This is a genomic window from Paenibacillus sp. IITD108 (genome assembly GCF_036541265.1).
Classification (GTDB): Bacteria; Bacillota; Bacilli; order Paenibacillales; family Paenibacillaceae; genus Pristimantibacillus.
Map to the genome: position 1 here is coordinate 56,947 of NZ_JAZHCT010000025.1, position 18,460 is coordinate 75,406.

An 18,460-nucleotide genomic window follows, 5' to 3' on the forward strand; every position below is an offset into this window, starting at 1 on the left:
TTTTCTATAACAAGCATGCTTATCATTGCCGGGCATTGATCAGCCGCTTACTTTCACCATAGCCGGGCGCAATACTTTTTCCTTCATCAGATAGCCCTTCTGAACCTCTTCCACTACAATTCCCTCTTCATATTCATCTGATTCCACCTGCATAATCGCTTGATGGAAATCTGGATTGAACACTTCGCCGACTGTAGTCATAGGCTTAAGGCCTTCCTGCTCCAATACTTGAGCAAGCTGTTTGAAAATCATCTCTACACCCTTAGCAAGCGAATCAAAATCTTTATTTGCTCCTGTTGCAGCGATCGCACGCTCAAAATTGTCAACAACGGGAAGCAGCTGCTCAATAAGCTTCATCGAAGCATATTGTCCAAGCTCTTCCTTTTCCTTCATCGTGCGGCGTCTGAAATTATCAAAATCAGCCTGCGCGCGTAAAAAACGCTGCTGCTGCTCTTCCACCTGATTTTTCAGTTCTGTATAGCGAGCATCTTCTTCTTGAGCCGTTTGAGTGTTCTCTGCAGCGTCTCTTGCTTCGTCAGCTCCTGCAGCATTTTGCTCCGGAGCTTCTGCTTCCTGATGATCTGCATTAATTTCTGTATCCTCTACGCGTTGTTCCTCTGTACTCACCATGTCACCTCCTTATTTACTTTACTTATACCAACGTCCTAGACGAATCGCCATATCTTTCGATAAAAAGTCAATTAAACCAATTACCTTGCCATATTCCATTCGAGTAGGACCTAAAATGCCAATTGTCCCTAACGCTTGACCATCTATAGCATAAGTTGCCGTTATCAAGCTGCAGTCGGTAATTGCCTTATGGTCGTTTTCAGAGCCGATTCGAACCTGAATGCCTGCAGGCAAATCTGTGAACATCTTTAAAATAGTCGGTGTTTCATCGAGCAAATCAAGTATTGTCTTAACCTTATCCACGTCTTTGAACTCTGGCTGGGTAAGCATATTCGTCGTTCCGCTAAGGAAAATCCGATTCTCATCCTCCTCGCTGGCCAATGCCTGCTCAAGCACGATCAGCAGCTGCTCATAATGATCCGTATACCGCTCAAGCTCACGCCCTACCTCACTGTACAGCCTTGATTTCAGCTTAATGATCGGAACGCCGACCAGCTTGGTATTCAATATATTGACTACCTTTTCCATATCGCTCATCGACAAACCGGCAGGAAGCGTAATCGTACGATTCTCTACATGGCCTGTATTGGTTACGATAATAGCAACAGCAGAGGATGCGTCCAGCGGCACGATGCCAAAATGCTTGAGTGACGTGCTTATCGTCTCCGGTCCAAGCAAAATGGACGTGTAATTCGTCAAGTTAGACAATATCATGGCGGCATGCTGAATAACCTGCTCGATTTGAAGCTTTTGATCCGTCACGAGCGTACGCATCAAAGCCAGATCCTTTTCCCCAATTTCATTAATGTGTATTAAATGATCAACATAATACCGATAGCCTTTAGTAGACGGCACGCGACCGGCAGAGGTATGAGGCTGCTCCAAAAAGCCAAGCTCCTCCAAATCTGCCATCTCATTGCGAATTGTTGCAGGGCTGAAACCGATATCTCCGCGCTTGGAAATACTTCTTGATCCGACAGGCTCTGCCGTACGAATATAGTCATCGACAATAGCATTCAATATCATGCGTTGCCGCTCAGTCAGCATATTTCATCCCTCCAATTCATGATGTGGCCGATCTTACTTTTTCTATCGTTAGCACTCAATTCAGTCGAGTGCTAATCACTAATACAAAAATACCAAACCAACTTAACCGTTGTCAAGTCAGTTCGGTATTTTTTGGACCAATTTGGCATTGATAACATGTTTAGATGAAAGGATTATTAAAAGAGCTTTTTCATAACAGCGATCTCATCACAGGCAAAGCGCTTCGGACAAACGACACAGTCCGTCCATACCTTCTCAGGAAATATTTCTTTATCGACAACGGTAAAGCCATTCCGCTCAAAAAAGGGAACAGCGTACGTCAGCGCCATAATTTTGCTTATTTTACGCTCCTTCGCTTGCGCGATCAGCTGATCGACCAATTTACTGCCTATGCCCAATCCTTTATACTCCTCGCTCATGCCAAGCGATCTGATTTCTACCAAATCCTGACCTAGCAATGTCAGCGAGCCGCAGCCGACAACCTTATGGTTTAGCTCTGCAACTACGAACGAATCAATAGATGCAGCGAGCGCTTCACGCGTTCGCGGCAGCATAATGCCTTGATCTGCATAATCCTGTATTAATAGATATAATGCCTCAACATCGTCCAGCGTAGCTTGACGGCAAATTACATCCTCGGTTTGCATCGCTGCCTCACCTCCACTCGGTTTTTATATTATGAATAAATATACAACAACACGAATTATTTCTCAATAACTATTTGTCCTGTCTCATCGAAGTTTTTGATCTGCTAATTATTAAGCAAAAAAGCGCCGAACACTTCGTTGCCAAGCAGAACACCGCGATTCGTTAAGCGGTAAATAACATCATTCTGCCGCTCCAGCTTCTCAATCAGCTGTGCGTCCAACAGATTCGCCAGCGGCTCAGCAAACTTTTCTTCCAGTGTGAAGGAAGGGAACTGTTTAGCGAAGTCAGATATTTTGACACCGCAGAGCAGCCTTAAGCCAACCATCATAAAATCCTCCATCGCTTCCTCTTCCGACACTTCAAGCTGCTCTAATCTAGGCAGTCCAGCATTAGCTGCATCAATATAAGGCTGCACGCCTTTAATATTGACATGCCTTATTCTCTGCGAATAACCATGCGCGCCAGCACCAAGCCCATAGTAAGGCTCGTTGCGCCAGTAGGTGGAATTATGCTTTCCTTCGTAGCCCGGCTTAGCAAAATTGCTTATTTCGTAATGGCTGTAGCCATTAGCCTTTAAGCGCTCCATCAGCAAGAGAAACATATTCAGCTCCTCCTCCTCTGATGGAAGAGGCAGCTCATTACGAGCATACAGATGGTGGAACAGCGTGTTTTCCTCCACCTTCAAGCTGTAGAGCGAATAATGCGGCAATTGCAGCTGCAGCGCTTTTTCAACACTGTCTGAAAGCTGCTCCAGCGTCTGGCCGGGCAATCCGAACATAAGATCAATCGATAAATTGCTGAAGCCCACTTGGCGTGCGTTTGCAATGCTGTTATAAACGTCGTCTACGTTATGAATTCGGCCAATCCGCTCGAGCAAGCCGTTGTCAAAGGATTGAACGCCGAAGCTGATCCGGTTAACGCCTCCATGATACATAACGGCAAGCTTATCCAAATCAGTTGTGCCGGGGTTTGCCTCCATCGTAAACTCCACATTTTTGGCTAACGGAAAATGTGTATTCACCGCTTTAAGAAATCGTTCCATCTGAGGCGGCGTAAGTACGGTCGGCGTGCCGCCGCCGACGAACACAGTATCGATTTCAGTCGGCGGCTGCATTTTAGCAGTTTGAATCATTTCCTGCTCGAGCGCGTCCAAATAGTGATCGACCGGCTGGCCTCTAAGCACATAGGAGGTAAAATCACAGTAATGGCATTTATTCGTGCAGAAAGGGATATGAATATAAAGCGCTCTTGGTGCCTTATGAAGCATTGTATTCAACCTTATCCCTCCTTGTCATTTTAAATAATCTTGCTGCAGGCCGAGCCGGCAGGCAGCAATTCAAGAAAAATAAGAGAGAGCGGCGCTCTCTCTTATCGTCGTTCGTAACTTGTGCTATTTATGCTTGAAGCTATTCGTCGATTTTTAGAACAGCCATAAATGCCTCTTGCGGCACCTCTACGTTGCCGACCTGCTTCATTCGTTTCTTGCCTTCCTTCTGCTTCTCCAGAAGCTTTCTCTTACGGCTGATATCACCGCCGTAGCACTTGGCAAGAACGTTTTTGCGCATCGCTTTGACTGTTTCTCTAGCTATAACCTTATGGCCGATTGCTGCTTGAATCGGCACCTCAAACATTTGGCGAGGAATAAGCTCACGCAGCTTTTCGCAAATTTGACGGCCGCGTTGATAGGCACGATCACGGTGTACGATAACAGACAAAGCGTCAACTGCTTCGTTATTTAAATTAATGTCCATTTTGACCAGATTGGAACGGCGGTAGCCCGACAGCTCATAATCAAAGGAAGCATAGCCCTTCGTGCTTGATTTAAGCATATCAAAGAAATCATATACAATCTCGGACAATGGCAGCTCATAATGGACGGTAACGCGATTAGTATCCAAATATTCCATATTGGAAAACTCTCCGCGTTTGTTTTGGCAAAGCTCCATAATGGCGCCTACAAAATCATTCGGCACAATAATGCTTGCCTTTACATACGGCTCCTCCACATAATCAAGCTTGCCCGATTCAGGATAATTAGATGGGTTGTCTATATGGATAACCTCGCCGCTAGTAAGCGCAACCTTATAAATAACACTTGGCGCAGTAGTAATCAATGGAATATTGAATTCTCTTTCGATGCGCTCTTTAATAATCTCCATATGAAGCAAGCCCAGGAAGCCGCACCGGAAACCGAAGCCGAGCGCTGTAGACGACTCGGGCTCATAGCTTAGAGATGCATCGTTCAATTCCAGCTTCTCAAGCGCTTCGCGCAAATCATTGTAATCCTGCGTATCGATCGGATACAGGCCGCAGAATACCATTGGATTAATGCGTCTATAGCCTGGTAATTGCTCGGCAGCAGGACGCTTAACTTCAGTAATTGTATCCCCGACACGCGTATCCTTTACATTTTTAATACCCGCGACAACGAAGCCTACATCACCTACGACAAGCTCATCTATGATAGCCATGCGCGGCATAAATGCGCCGACCTCCAGCACCTCGAACTCCGCGCCAGTGGCCATAAAGCGAATTTTGCTGCCCGGACGGATACTGCCGTCAACGACACGCACATACACTATGACGCCTTTGTATGGGTCATAGTGAGAGTCAAAAATAAGAGCTTTAAGGGGCGCATCCGGATCGCCTTCAGGCGGCGGAACTTTAGTCACGACCTGCTCAATAATTTCTTTAATCCCTATTCCGGCCTTCGCGGATGCGTGAACGGCATCGCTTGCATCCAGCCCGATAATATCTTCGATTTCCTGCTTTACACGATCCGGTTCAGCGCTAGGCAAATCGATTTTATTCAATACAGGCAATATTTCTAAATTGTTATCAAGTGCCAGATACACATTTGCCAGCGTCTGTGCTTCAATGCCCTGCGCAGCATCGACTACCAGCAAAGCACCCTCGCAAGCTGCCATGCTTCGCGATACTTCATATGTAAAGTCGACATGGCCCGGCGTATCGATTAAATTAAGAATATATTGCTCGCCATCATCAGCGCGATAAGTTAACCGCACAGCATGCAGCTTAATCGTAATTCCCCGTTCTCTTTCCAAATCCATCTGGTCAAGTACTTGCGCTTGCATCTCCCTTGATGACAAAGCGCCAGTAAATTCAAGAATCCGATCCGCAAGCGTGGATTTACCGTGGTCGATATGCGCAATAATGGAAAAATTTCTAATTTTCTTTTGTCGGTCACGAACGTCGATCATGCCAAACCTCCACACTACCAATAATTCTAATCATTCTAACAGTATAACAATAAGATCGACGATCAGCAATGGAGTTTACTTAAACAATCCTTCAAACATTGAAACTACAAATTTAATGCCGCCGCTCGACGCCGACTCCAGCATGCCCGAGGCAGAATCTGCAAATTTATTGACTGCTGAGCTGCTGCCATTGCCGCCGCCGGGCAGATCGCTCCATAGCTCGTTATACTGCTCTTCATACTTTTTCTCCAACGAAGCAAGCTTTCGTATTTCCTCGAGCTCTTTTTCCAGCTGGGCGATTTTACGCTCGGTTGCCGTTTTCGGCAGCCATTGCTCCATTTCCTGCTCCCCGTCACGTACATTTGAGCCCGGCTCGGCAGAGGCTGGAGGCTTCAGCTCATTTTGACTCAGCTGTGATTGCAGCGGCCCATGAATCCGTTCAATTCCTGCGGTCGACATTTCAATGCCGTACAATATAATAAAGGTCAGCGCACCGCCTAACAGCGCCCACTTCCACGCTTTTTTTCTCATTGTGATCATTCCTTTCCAGATACCTTCTCATCCGCCCAATAAATATTGGAGATTACTTCAGCAAGCGCATCTGCCGTTCTGTATGATTCCTCCAGCGTATTTTCCACTCCGCCAATTTCAACAAGCACATTCCCATCCGCCAGAGACTGATTATATTCCGCATTTCCGTTAGCGGCTGTTTTGCCCCAAATGCCTCTTGAGATGCCCGGGTATTTCTTTTCAAGCGCTTCATGAATTTGCGTAGCAAAGGCTTCGTTTTTCTTCCAGTTAGGATTTTTATGACCAATGATAAAATAAACCTGCGCGTAGCTTTTGCCATCAATATCAACCGTTGTATATTTTCTTTTTTGTGAATCACGATGAATATCAAAAAAGTAAACGAGCTCCTTGCTGCTTGCTATAGCTTCCTTTACTGTCTTCATAGAATATTTGTAGGATAGCTCCCAACGATAGTCTTTAATAGCTGTCGGATAATCCATATTAGAGTGCATTGCGCCGATACCCTTTTCCTCTAGCTGTTCTGCCAGCCGTTTGCCGACAAGCGTAATATTTTTCGTTTTCGAGTTAGGATCCTTCACTTTCTCATCCAGCTCCGGATACCATGATTCGCGATTATGCGAATGATAGATAAAAACTTTTTTGGCTCCATTCGTTGTCGCCGTTTTGCCGCCCTGCTCTTCCTTCCCCGCCCCTGCCTCGCCGCTGTTATCCTTTGAACTGGAAACATCTTCTCCTTTGCCTGTTTCCTCTTCCAAAGGAATAGAAGGATCGTAAGCGATTGGCGTATAATCCTGCGGACCGATCGAAGCATCTGTGCCCGAGCCTTTGCGCATCAAAAAATACTCATTGTCCCGCATGCCCGGCAATTCACTGGCCAGTACACTGCGCGGATCTTCAAGGTTAATATCAGTAAGCGCGCGCATTAAAAACAAGCTGATTTGCTTGCTGTTTAATGTCTCGGATTCAAGGCTGCTATGAAAGCCCGGCACTTCCATCTCTAGCATATCCCCAAATATACCGCCCGATACTGTAGCTGCAAGCTGCCGCATCGAATATATGGGCGATTTAGCATAATGCTGATGAGCGACCCCAGCGATTCCTATTAAAATAAAGAACAGCATACTGCATATCGATAGCATCGAAAACGCTCTGGCGCTCGTCAGTAGCCTTCTTGTCCTCAAGCTAGTTTTTTCCCAGTGGCTCAGCCTTATCGTTTTCAACATATCGTTTACCTCCGCTAGTATGTAATCAAATTACTATTAATTTATGTACTAGCAGCATTTCATAGAACCGATTGAGAGAAAGAACTATTTCTATTTATATCATTTGTCAGATTGATAGATTTGAAGGTGAAACTTACACTCTCCAATGTTCAAGGATAAACGGCTCCGCTGTCCTTTGGACAGGCGCGTTTACGGATGAAATATAAGAACAGATATAAGGTTGAAAACTTATACTTTCTTTTATTTCAAAAAAATGCCTTGAGCGGCGCTCAAGGCATTTTAAATACTATTTAATGTGTATAAGCGGCCACATTATCATTATCGATCGCTTCATGCAATGCTGCATTAAGCCCGCTCGCAATAATATTAGCTATATCCTCGATAAACTGGTCGACTTCCTTCGGCGTAACAAGCAAATCATGGCCAAGCGGATTTAACACTTCTTTTACAAGCTGCAGACGCTCATGCTCGGGAATTTGATTTAAGACGCCGAGAATATGATTGGAATCTCCGTTATTGCCATCCAAATGATTGCGCAGCATATCAAATGTGTTATTGACAATTGTGGAAGCATATACGACGGTCGGCACGCCAATCGCAATAACAGGAACGCCCAAAATTTCCTTCGTCAGCCCCTTTCGCTTATTGCCGATGCCTGAGCCGGGATGAACGCCAATGTCAGCTATTTGAATGGTGGTATTGACCCTTTCCAGCGCTCTGGAGGCAAGTGCATCTATCGCTATAATGACATCAGGCTTGGACCGGTCTACAATACCTTGTACAATTTCACTTGATTCTATGCCGGTTGTACCGAGTACGCCGGGGGCTATCGCACTTACTGAACGGTAGCCCGGTGAGATTTGATCAGGCATCAATTCAAATAAATGGCGTGTAACCATTACATTCTCAACGACGAGCGGACCAAGCGCATCCGGTGTTACATTCCAATTGCCCAACCCCACAATCAACACTCTTGACATTTTTCCGATTTGCAGACGTTCCAAAAACTCTGCAAAATTTTTGGCGAATTGAGTGGCTACTCTATCTTGCAAATCAGAATCATGGCCACGCAAGCCGGGCACCTCTATTGTAATGTAGCGTCCAACCATTTTGCCAATGGCGCTCGCCCCTTGTTCATTCTGAACCTCGAGATGCGTAATCATTATCCCCTCATCTTCTATTGTTTCAGATGCAACGCCGGGAATTCCCGCTCCTGCCGCTGCGCCTTCTGCTATTTCCCTTGCCTCCAGCGCCAAATCCGTTCGCACACTATATTTTTTCAAATCGAGTTCATCGTTCATAAATACAATCCCCTTTCTTAGTTCTAAAGGTATTATTTGCAAGCGATTCGATTTCATGCAAGGCAGATGCTATTGCATTTTAGCCTAGCGCATGATAGTATATTTTAAGTTGTGTAGTATACAGAAAAACTACGTGCACTTCTTTGAACAGTTTAGGAGGTGAATTCCATGCCAAACATTAAATCCGCTATTAAACGTGTTAAAACTAATGAAAAGCGTCGTGCTTTGAATGCTTCACAAAAATCTGCACTTCGTTCGGCCGTTAAAGTTGCTGACCAAGCACTCGTTGGCACTGATGTAGAAGCTGCTAAAGCAGCTCTAGTTACAGCAACGAAAAAATTGGATAAAGCAGTAACTAAAGGCTTGATTCATAAAAATGCGGCTTCCCGCAAAAAATCGCGTCTAGCTAAGAAACTAAACGCTCTAGCTTCTCAAGCTTAATAAACAAACTAACGGCTGCACCTTTTGGTGCAGCCGTTTTAGGTAAATTTGATTGGATGCAGAATCATATTAAGCTTTGCTGCCAGCTTCCTGCTCGGTATGCAGGGATAGCAAAAACAGCTCTACTCCAAGCGCTTTATCAATCAAGCCTGTTTTCATTTTATAGTCCAGTTCGGCTAGCGAAGCAAGGATGCCTGCAAGCCGGTCGATCGTAAATTTCCGGCCTTTCTCAGATGCCAGCTTGACAGCGTAAGGGTGCTGCCCGATCTGTCCAGCCATTTGCTGCGGCGAATAATGATGCTTTTCCAGCTCTTTGATTTGCAGCATCATTCGAATTTGCCTGACGATTAAAGCGACAATTTTGATCGGCTCCTCACGTCTAACCAATAAATTGCGATAAAGCCGCAGCGCATTTTCGATGCGCAGCTCTGCAATTGCATCAACGAGTGCAAATACATCCTCCTCAATCGTGACACTTGTCAGCATACCGACCGTTTCTTCATCAATGGCCCCCTCAGAGCCTGCATGCAGACATAGCTTGTCCACTTCCTGTGACAATTGCTGCATATTATTTCCTACTCGAGCTTGCAGCAGCTCAGCTGCCTGCTCCGTCATGCTTCTTCCTTGCTCCTGCGCTCTTTTTATAATCCATTGCTTCATTTGTGCGCCGTCGAGCTCATAAAAAGGAATAACGGATTGACGTTCCTTCAATAGCTTCACCAGCTTACGCCGTTCATCAAGCTTTTCTGCTTGCACGACAAATACAATAACCGAGCTTTCAAGCGGCTGCTCCAAATATCGCAGCATGCTATCCGGGCGATGCTCAATTTTACTTCCTTCCTTGCCGCTGCCTCCAGTCAAAACAACAGCGTCACGCACGACAATCAGTTTGCGCTCTAATAAAAACGGCAGTGACTCCGCTTCAAGCACGATGTCCTCAAGTGGGGTTTCCGCTGTATCAAATTTGACAATGCCCATTTCACGCTCCTCTGTTTGAAACATAGCGTTCGATATGTAATCAACAAACTGAGCCATTCGATAGCGATCTTGACCTACCAGAACATAAATCGGCCTATATTTTCCTGCCTTAATTTCCTTAATTGCACCGCTTATATCCATTCCTGCATGCCCCCTTGACAAAACCAATCTGAACACCAACAAAGGGATGAGCTGTATGAAGCCGCATCCCTTCGTCTCTATATAAACATCTCAATTACGGCCCATGGTACCGTCCTTGAGAATGGTCATAGACGTCTTGCAACGTCGATGACACTTCCTATATCCTTATTATACGCGCCAAATGTCTCGATGTGCACACTATTTATGCTAAGATTTGGCCCGACGTTCTTCAAGCTGATCAAGATCGATGACGTACTTAATAATCGCGCCCTGCTCCAAATGCACTTCGTAGGTAAGAGACTTGCTGTCCTCAGACCAGACAAAATTCATTAGCTTTCCATTTTTGCGGTCTGTTTGCATAATAACATATTCTTTGTTTGCCGTCTCCACCACTACACTGTAATTAAGAACAGAAGCAATAAATTGTTCATTGGGCGACAAGGAGCTTTCATTGCCTGGTAAATCATCTACATGCTGCTGCATGCCCAGTCCGGTTATTAAAGATTCTTCTTCCGGTTCATTAGCACCCTCTACCGCTGGCGCCCCTGTCCCATTTTCGTTGACGAATCGCTTTGAAGAATCAGCAGAGCTACTTTGTTCACCAGCTTCTTCCTTGCCTATATCTTCTTTGGTTTTGACGAATAAATCCTCTTTGCTAATATCAAACTCTCCCAAATACGATTCCGTGCCCACTTTGCCGGCTTTGGATTCCCCTGGCGAATTGGACGCAGTAAATGGCGCAGCTAGAGGTTGCTCAGATTGCGCCGTATTTGCCAAATTAGCAGCAATCGGCATCGAATTTTCTTTATTCAAATGGCCTCCGGACGGATATGTCGCAATAAATATGCCGCATACAGCGGCTGCCGCAACAACTCCGCTAAAAGCTTTCCATGAAAACTTGCTGCGTTTCGGTTTAATCGGTACTACTTCGTTCTTGTCGCTTATTGGCGGTACGGACTCTTGCTGCTTCAAGCTATCCAATCGATCAAGCTCTGGCATGATCGCATCTACCAGGCTGTAACGCGGTGTTACTTTAGGCAAGCTGGTTAGTTCTAAAGAGACAAGCTTGAGCAATTCAAGCTTCTCTGTGCAGTCCGGACACTGTCTAGAATGTGCAGTCCATAGTTCACGTTCGGCTTCGCTAAGCTCTTCATCCAGTTGTCGCTGCATCAATTCCATCACCTCATGACAATTCATCCCCGGACACCACCTCTCTCATATTCGTGAAGTAAGCCTTGCAGCTGCTGCCTGGCTCGAAATAAGTAGGATTTCACAGTATTTAGCGGCAAATCAAGCGAATCAGCTATTTCCTTGTACGAAAAATCCTGCAAATAGCGCAGCACAACTACGGTGCGATGATGCTCAGGCAGCTGATTGATAGCATCTCGAATGTCCTGAACTGCATATGCCGACATTACCGTTTCTTCAACATTTTGTTTTTCATGAAAGACAAGATCATGCTCATCAATGGAGACAGTTGGTTTTGTTCTACGAAATTTATCAATGCAAATATTGGTTACAATTCTTTGTACCCAAGTTTTAAATTGCGCTTTCTCCTCATAAGACTCTATCTTTGTATAGATTCGAATAAGCGCTTCTTGCGCTGCATCCAGAGCATCCTGTTCATTATTTAATATATAATAGGCTGTCCGATATACATGCGTTTCAATCTCTCGCAATAGAGTTATCAAAGCGTCTCTGTCGCCAGACTGAGCTGCTTTAATAAGATCCGGCTCCACCACTAAGGATCCTCCCCTCCTGCAACCTCTTTGACGGAATTGAATTATGAAAGGTTGCAACATTTTAAAAATATACTTTATTTTTTTTAGCATCGAATCGATTTCATAATTCGCTTATGGCAATAAACGACATTATGAAACGGATTCCATCACATATTATTGTAAACGGTAAAGTTTAATTATCTCTTAAGATTGCAGGAAAAGCTAAAATAAAATCAATTTCATGCATACAATTACTGATTAGTTACATACTCAAGAATAACAAAATTAATGCTTCTCGTATATAGAGCGCATGTCAATTCAGAATGAACAATTGCCGCCTTGTTGCTTTTAGCATAATTTCTCCATCTTTATCCGTCCTCCAAAGCGCAATTCGCCCCTGCTGCAGCCGCTCCAATACATCCGGGTGCGGATGTCCGTAGCTGTTTGTTGCGCTGACCGACACAACTGCAGATATCGGCTTCCAGTAATCGAGCCATTCAGAGCTTGTTGAATATTTGCTGCCATGATGCGCAATCTTCATTACATCAATACGCGGCTTCGCATAATTCGTTCCAAGCATTTGACCTTTTCCTTCCTCCATCCGAGTCAATATTATTTTTTCTGTAGCTGAATTGATATCACCCGTTAACAAAAATTGAAAGTCATATATTTGCAGCAGCAGCACGACGCTAAGCTCATTCTGATCAGCGACAAGCGCGATTTGATGCTGTGAGGCAGAGCGCTCATCCGGCCATAAGAACGTAATCGCAACATCTTTTTCCAATTCATAGCTTATACCGGCTGCGGCTGCATAAAGCGGAATCTGCTTATTGACAGCCTGCTGCATAAGCTGCATCGCATCACCCGACTCTTTTAACGTTTGGTTCCACCAAATCTCTGATACAGGTATATGCTCAAGCACTGCCTGAAGACCTCGTATATGATCGCTGTCCAAATGGGATATAATTACAGCATCCAGCTTTTGAACGCCTCGCTTCATAAGCAGCGGCAGTACAACCTTTTCACCAATCTCAAAAGGCTCTTTGCGGTCCTTCCACCGCTCTCCTTCCTTGCGAAATGATATTAATCCGCCGCCGTCCAGAAGAATATGCCTGCCTGCCGGTGTTTTTATTAAAATAGCATCGCCTTGCCCTACATCCAGAAAACTGATTACAGCCGACTTTTCCCAACGCGGCATCGTATAAGCAGCCCATAGTGAAAAAACTAATAAAATAGAAGCGGCCGTCAATTGGATAACATATTTCTTCGTACGCAGTATCGGCACAGCACTTGAGCCGCGTCTGCGCGATCTTTTCAAGCCTGCAAAATGAATGAAGCTCCTGAATAATACTAAGCATAAGCCATACCAGCAGACTATCCACCAAACTGGCGGCGATGGCCATATTAAAGAAAGATTTAAGGATGAGGCTAAATACTGAATAGCAAAAAAGCTCCAATCGTTTCCATAAGAAGCTAGCGAGGAGATCAAGCTTCCCAGAGGCAAATAGATATAGGAGCATATAAGTGAAATGGTGCCAAGCGGCAATATAATAGAACTGATAAAAGGAACGAATATAAAATTAGCGGCAATCGATAACACATTAAACTGGTTGAAATAATAAATAGTCAGAGGAAAAGAGATTAGCTGCGCTACTAAAGTTACCGAAAATAAATCAAGCAGCATTTTCCCTTTTTTCCAATCCGGCAGCACTGCGCGCAATGCCGGAACGCCAATAATCAATCCAATTGTAACGATAAACGAAAGCTGAAAGCTTACATCATTTATATAATAAGGGTCATGGGCAAGCATGAGGAGAGCAGCTGCTGCGATCAGATGAAGCCCGTCCTTAAGCTTCCCCATACGGGCGGCTGCCAAACCGAGCAGCGCCATTAATCCGGCACGAATGACGGAGGGGGAAGCGCCAGAGAGCAATATATAAACAGGGAGCAGCAGCATCAGCGCAACAATAATTTTCTCTCTTGTCCATCTAAGCAGCTTTAAAGCAGTAGAGACCATATACATGAATACGGCAACATGCAGGCCTGAAATAGCCAGTATATGAGTTAAACCTAAAGCCGAGAACTGCTTGAATTGCGCCGGATCCAGATCCTCGCGAATCCCTAGCACTAACCCTTTCATATAGCCTGCCTGCTCGCCGTTAAACAGCTTGTCCATTTGAGTGCCGAGCTTAGCGCGCGTTTGATCGACGATATGCAACAGCTTGAATTGTAAGGTTTGCGGCCTAGCTATAATATTGATCTGTTCAATTCCATCCATTTTTAGCAGCCAATGTATTCTTTTCCCTTTCAAATAGCTTTTATAATCAAATCCTCCCCTATTGCCAGCTGTTTGCGGCAGCGACAGCTGGCCTGCCAGCTCTACAATAACGCCGCGCTGCAATTGACTGGCGTACTGCTGCTCCTCCTCTTGCTTCAGCTTGATATGAACCATAAAACGTTCTTTTTCTTCCTTGGCAAAGCCGCCGCTCTCTGTATCTGCTTTGATCCAATGGCTATCCACCTGCAATGCAATACGATCGCCATCAGCCAAAGCGGCAGCTGTAACGACGCCTTTGAGCTGAATTGGGACAGTTTGAATTTCATCCGACTGTTCCAAAGCTGCATATTGTTCAGCCAATACAGTAGAATTGTTATAATCGATCCAGTATCTTTGTCCTGCCGCGAGCAAAAAAAGCATGAGGCAAGCGACAGCTAATGAAGCAGTACAGTGCCTCCAATATATCCAAGCGATAAAAAACAGCATCAACGCAGCCGCACAATAAATCAAGCCCCGCATATCCAAATTAGCCGCTGCTGCATTGCCGCCGGCAAAACAGATTGCAATCCAAATAATCGGTCTTTTGCTTCTTTGCTTCATTTCACCCAGCCTTTCTAATAGAAACAAGGATAAACGCCCCGCCGTCCTTCGCTTGAACGAAGGACGCGCATTTAGCGGTCAAGAAAAAACGCTGCGCGTCCTTGGCTAAGGAGGTGCCGTTTCTCGGTGAAATATAGGAACAAGTATAAGGTGAAAACATTTACTTTCCTATATTTGAACAAAAAACCTCTGATTGCATCGAATGACGCAATCAGAGGTTTTTCCTCGGCATAAGCATTTGCTTGCTTTATGTAATTATTGCAGATACGGTCTGCGCAGGCGGCTCGTATTGCTCGAGCTGGCGAATAACGATGTTTTGCTGGCGCATCAGCTCGAACACCTTTTCACTGTCCTTCATATAGCTGCGATGAAAAACAATTTCTACAATGCCGCTGTTAGCCAGCATATTAGCACAGGTCCAGCATGGCTGATCCGTCACATATACGACAGAGCCTTCGCGGTCGGTCCGATCCGTAAAAAGCAGCAAGTTTTGCTCAGCATGAATAGTGCGAATGCAGCGCTGTTTTTTCACTACTTTTTCAACACCGTCTTCAACCTGGATTTCCATCTCCTCAGCGATCATGCAGCCTGCCTCTAAGCAATCCTGCACCCCCATCGGAGCTCCGTTATAAGCGGTGCCAAGCAGCTTCTTGCCCTGAACCAGCACAGCGCCGACATGTCGGCGAGGGCAGCGCGAACGAGTGGAAACCATATAGGCGATATCCATGAAGTACGTGTCCCAATCCTTACGAGCAGAATCATTTGCTACTATTGGCATAGCCGCTGCTCCTCCTCCCATGTAAATGTTATAGCTTATTGTTGGCTTGCAGCAATAGCTTGTTCCAAATCGGCGATAATATCCGCAATGCCTTCTGTTCCAATAGACAGACGGATTAATCCCGGATCGACACCGGCAGCCATTTGCGCTTCTTCAGTAAGCTGCTGATGCGTTGTGCTAGCTGGATGAATAATAAGCGACTTGGAATCTCCAACGTTCGCCAAGTGCGAAAGCAATTTTACTGAGTTGATCAGCTTTTTGCCCGCTTCTATTCCACCTTTAATGCCAAAGGTTAAAATAGCGCCTTGGCCGTTCGGCAAATACTTTTTCGCATTTTGGTAGTAATCATGCGATTCCAAGCCTGGATAGCTGACCCACTCTATGCTTTCATGTCCTTCCAGGTATTTCGCTACAGCAAGCGCATTGGAGCTGTGGCGTTCCATGCGAAGATGCAATGTTTCTACCCCTTGCAGAAGCAAGAAGGAGTTAAATGGCGATAGAGAAGCCCCCATATCGCGAAGCAGCTGAACGCGGGCTTTAATAATATAAGCAAGCGGTCCGACTGCCTTCGTATACACTACGCCATTGTAGCTTGGATCCGGCTCAGTCAGTCCAGGAAACTTATCGTTGGCGGCCCAATCAAATTTACCGCTGTCAACGATAATACCGCCGATAGAAGTGCCGTGTCCGCCAAGAAACTTCGTAGCGGAGTGGACAACGATATCTGCACCGTGCTCGATTGGCCGGCATAGATAAGGGCTTGGGAATGTATTGTCAACGATGAAAGGAATGCCGTGCTCATGCGCAATTGCTGCGACAGCTTCCAAATCGATTACGTCACCTTTAGGGTTGCCGATTGTTTCCGCATAAACTGCTTTTGTGCGCTCTGTAATAGCTGCGCGGAAATTATCCGGATTAGACGGATCGACAAACTTGACTTTAAGGCCAAGCTTAGGAAGGGTAATGGCAAATAGGTTATAAGTACCACCGTATAAGCTTGTTGCTGATACGATTTCGTCGCCCGATCCTGCAATATTAAGAAGAGCGTAAGTAATAGCAGCTTGTCCAGAAGCAACTGCCAATGCGCCAACGCCGCCTTCCAGCGCAGCTACGCGCTTTTCCAGCACGTCGGTAGTCGGGTTCATAATACGGGTATAAATATTGCCGAACTCTGACAATGAGAATAAATTCGCGGCATGATCGGTGTCTCTGAACCCGTAAGATGTTGTTTGGTAAATAGGCACTGCACGAGACATTGTTGTCGGATCAATTTCTTGACCTCCATGAACGGACAATGTTTCGTAAGATAATTTTCTTTCTTCAGACATGATCTAACTCCTCCTCGTAACAATAATCTATTGTGGAGCTTATCTTCACTTTAATGCCTTTTTTGGCATGCGCTGCCGATTTGCTCTGAGCATATTGTCTCATATTCATGGACGTGCTACAATGCTTTCTTTTATTTCAGACAACACTTTATTTCCAATTCCTTTTACACGAAGCAAATCATCCGCACTACGAAAAAAGCCATTTTTTTCACGATCCATAATAATGGCATTAGCCTTTGACGGGCCTATCCCCTTTAAGGTTTGCAGCTCAGACATGCCTGCGCGGTTAATGTCTATTCTGCTGTCGGTTTCGTTCTCTTGCTCATTCGGAGGACCACCGATTAATACAGGATCTTCCATCTCTGGCTGCTCGTCCTCAGCCTCTTGCTTTATTTCGGGAGCAGCTGCAGGCATGGGTTTATTATCCAATTCCAGGAGCGCTTGTTCCACTGCTTCATTGAGTGGGGTGAATTGCTTTTTTTCAGCCTCTTTGCCGCCGCCGGCAAGCGCCGCAACAAGCAATAGTGCAGCGCCTGCCAGCAGCAGCATAGGCAGCCACATCTGTTTTTGCTTTCCTGCCGATTGAATTTGCCGGTTCATAATCGTTTCCCTCCTGAATATGAATGACTATCAGATTGCAGCAATACGTAAAATTGACACATATTGTACATGCATCAAGGAATAGGATAATAGAGCACAGTCCGATAAAGAAGTATTGGAGGGCTTTAGATGAAGGTTGGATTTATCGGAATTGGCACAATGGGAAGGCTGCTGGTCGAAGCATTTATAAGCTCCGGTGCCTTGCTTCCAGAGGACATTGTGGCCAGTAATAGAACATTTAGCAAGGCCCTGGCATTAGCTGATGAGTTTCCCGGCCTCGCTGCTGTCGCTTCTAACAAAGAGGTGGTAGAAAAAAGCGACATTGTCTTTCTATGTATTAAGCCATTGGAGTTTATTCATGTTGTCCAAGAAATTAAACAAGCGCTGCAGCCTGAGCAAATTGCAGTCTCTATTACGAGCCCCGTTTTAATATCTCATTTGGAGGAGGAGCTTAACTGCAAAATAGCAAAAGTAATACCGAGTGTAACGAATACGATTTGCAGCGGCGCTTCCTTGTGCATGTATGGCGAACGCATGCAGCAAGCGGATCGAGAGCGGTTAAATAACTTGCTCTGCTTTATAAGCGAGCCGCTGCAAATCTCCGAAAGCTTTACCCGTATCGTCTCGGATATTTCCAGCTGCGGTCCAGCCTTTTTTGCATTTTTATTGCAGCAATTTATTGACGCAGCTGTCAGCGAGACAGGTATACATCGCGAAGAGGCTGTGCAGGTGGCAAGCAATATGCTGCTGGGTACCGGGCTTCTGCTTACACAGGGCGGGCTTTCGCCTGAGCAAATCCAGCAAAGAGTTGCTGTGCCAGGCGGAATTACAGCAAAAGCCTTGCGTCTTCTGCAACAGGATACCGAAGGCATGTTTGAGAGACTGATTCGTACAACACATGATAAGTACTATGATGATTTGACCAAAGTAACTACTGCTTTTTACAGCGAAGAGGTGAACGAACCATAGCTGTTCTTCAGCTAGCGTTCGCTCA

17 protein-coding genes are annotated in these 18,460 nt (G+C 45.4%); 2 read left to right on the plus strand and 15 right to left on the minus strand.

The window, feature by feature from the left end:
• Positions 1-39 precede the first annotated feature (39 nt).
• The 8 genes from grpE to gpr all read right to left on the minus strand — a co-directional run bounded on the left by grpE (position 40) and on the right by gpr (position 8,601).
• Positions 40-630, minus strand: coding sequence for a nucleotide exchange factor GrpE (gene grpE, locus V1L65_RS20315; RefSeq protein ID WP_331701066.1), 591 nt, complete (start codon positions 628-630; stop codon positions 40-42).
• Positions 631-648: 18 nt separating this feature from the next.
• Entirely contained in the window at positions 649-1,677 is a 1,029-nt protein-coding gene (hrcA, locus tag V1L65_RS20320) for a heat-inducible transcriptional repressor HrcA (protein WP_331701067.1), read from the minus strand.
• Between the two features lie 176 nt (positions 1,678-1,853).
• A complete protein-coding gene (locus V1L65_RS20325) occupies positions 1,854-2,324 on the minus strand; it encodes an N-acetyltransferase (protein ID WP_331701068.1) in 471 nt (156 codons plus the stop codon).
• Between the two features lie 104 nt (positions 2,325-2,428).
• The gene (gene hemW, locus V1L65_RS20330; protein WP_331701105.1) at positions 2,429-3,592 is read right to left on the minus strand and encodes a radical SAM family heme chaperone HemW; all 1,164 of its coding nucleotides are present in this window, start codon (positions 3,590-3,592) and stop codon (positions 2,429-2,431) included.
• 139 nt (positions 3,593-3,731) lie between these two features.
• The gene (gene lepA / locus V1L65_RS20335) at positions 3,732-5,546 is read right to left on the minus strand and encodes a translation elongation factor 4 (RefSeq protein ID WP_331701069.1); all 1,815 of its coding nucleotides are present in this window, start codon (positions 5,544-5,546) and stop codon (positions 3,732-3,734) included.
• Between the two features lie 75 nt (positions 5,547-5,621).
• Positions 5,622-6,077 (minus strand): hypothetical protein, encoded by a 456-nt coding sequence (locus tag V1L65_RS20340; protein ID WP_331701070.1) that lies wholly within the window; start codon positions 6,075-6,077, stop codon positions 5,622-5,624.
• 5 nt (positions 6,078-6,082) lie between these two features.
• Positions 6,083-7,300, minus strand: coding sequence for a stage II sporulation protein P (spoIIP, locus tag V1L65_RS20345; RefSeq protein ID WP_331701071.1), 1,218 nt, complete (start codon positions 7,298-7,300; stop codon positions 6,083-6,085).
• A 290-nt stretch (positions 7,301-7,590) separates the two neighbouring features.
• Positions 7,591-8,601: a GPR endopeptidase gene (gpr, locus tag V1L65_RS20350; RefSeq protein WP_331701072.1), complete on the minus strand. Its 1,011-nt coding sequence runs from the start codon at positions 8,599-8,601 to the stop codon at positions 7,591-7,593.
• A 168-nt stretch (positions 8,602-8,769) separates the two neighbouring features.
• Between gpr and rpsT the strand changes: the two genes are divergently transcribed.
• Positions 8,770-9,042: a 30S ribosomal protein S20 gene (gene rpsT, locus V1L65_RS20355; RefSeq protein ID WP_331701073.1), complete on the plus strand. Its 273-nt coding sequence runs from the start codon at positions 8,770-8,772 to the stop codon at positions 9,040-9,042.
• A gap of 69 nt (positions 9,043-9,111) precedes the next feature.
• Here rpsT and holA read toward each other — a convergent pair whose 3' ends face one another.
• From holA to V1L65_RS20390, 7 genes are all read right to left on the minus strand, one after another.
• A complete protein-coding gene (holA, locus tag V1L65_RS20360; protein ID WP_331701074.1) occupies positions 9,112-10,161 on the minus strand; it encodes a DNA polymerase III subunit delta in 1,050 nt (349 codons plus the stop codon).
• A 207-nt stretch (positions 10,162-10,368) separates the two neighbouring features.
• Positions 10,369-11,358, minus strand: a complete 990-nt coding sequence (locus tag V1L65_RS20365) for an anti-sigma factor (RefSeq protein ID WP_331701075.1) — start codon at positions 11,356-11,358, stop codon at positions 10,369-10,371.
• On the minus strand, positions 11,355-11,903 hold the full coding sequence (locus V1L65_RS20370; RefSeq protein ID WP_331701076.1) for an RNA polymerase sigma factor: 549 nt from the start codon (positions 11,901-11,903) through the stop codon (positions 11,355-11,357). The genes V1L65_RS20365 and V1L65_RS20370 overlap by 4 nt, the downstream gene beginning before the upstream one ends.
• A gap of 292 nt (positions 11,904-12,195) precedes the next feature.
• A complete protein-coding gene (locus V1L65_RS20375; protein ID WP_331701077.1) occupies positions 12,196-14,760 on the minus strand; it encodes a DNA internalization-related competence protein ComEC/Rec2 in 2,565 nt (854 codons plus the stop codon).
• Positions 14,761-15,007: 247 nt separating this feature from the next.
• Positions 15,008-15,538 (minus strand): deoxycytidylate deaminase, encoded by a 531-nt coding sequence (locus V1L65_RS20380; RefSeq protein ID WP_331701079.1) that lies wholly within the window; start codon positions 15,536-15,538, stop codon positions 15,008-15,010.
• Between the two features lie 35 nt (positions 15,539-15,573).
• A complete protein-coding gene (locus V1L65_RS20385; RefSeq protein ID WP_331701080.1) occupies positions 15,574-16,866 on the minus strand; it encodes a homocysteine synthase in 1,293 nt (430 codons plus the stop codon).
• A gap of 105 nt (positions 16,867-16,971) precedes the next feature.
• A complete protein-coding gene (locus tag V1L65_RS20390) occupies positions 16,972-17,466 on the minus strand; it encodes a ComEA family DNA-binding protein (RefSeq protein ID WP_331701082.1) in 495 nt (164 codons plus the stop codon).
• Between the two features lie 129 nt (positions 17,467-17,595).
• Between V1L65_RS20390 and comER the strand changes: the two genes are divergently transcribed.
• On the plus strand, positions 17,596-18,435 hold the full coding sequence (gene comER, locus V1L65_RS20395; protein ID WP_331701083.1) for a late competence protein ComER: 840 nt from the start codon (positions 17,596-17,598) through the stop codon (positions 18,433-18,435).
• The last annotated feature ends 25 nt before the right edge of the window (positions 18,436-18,460 follow it).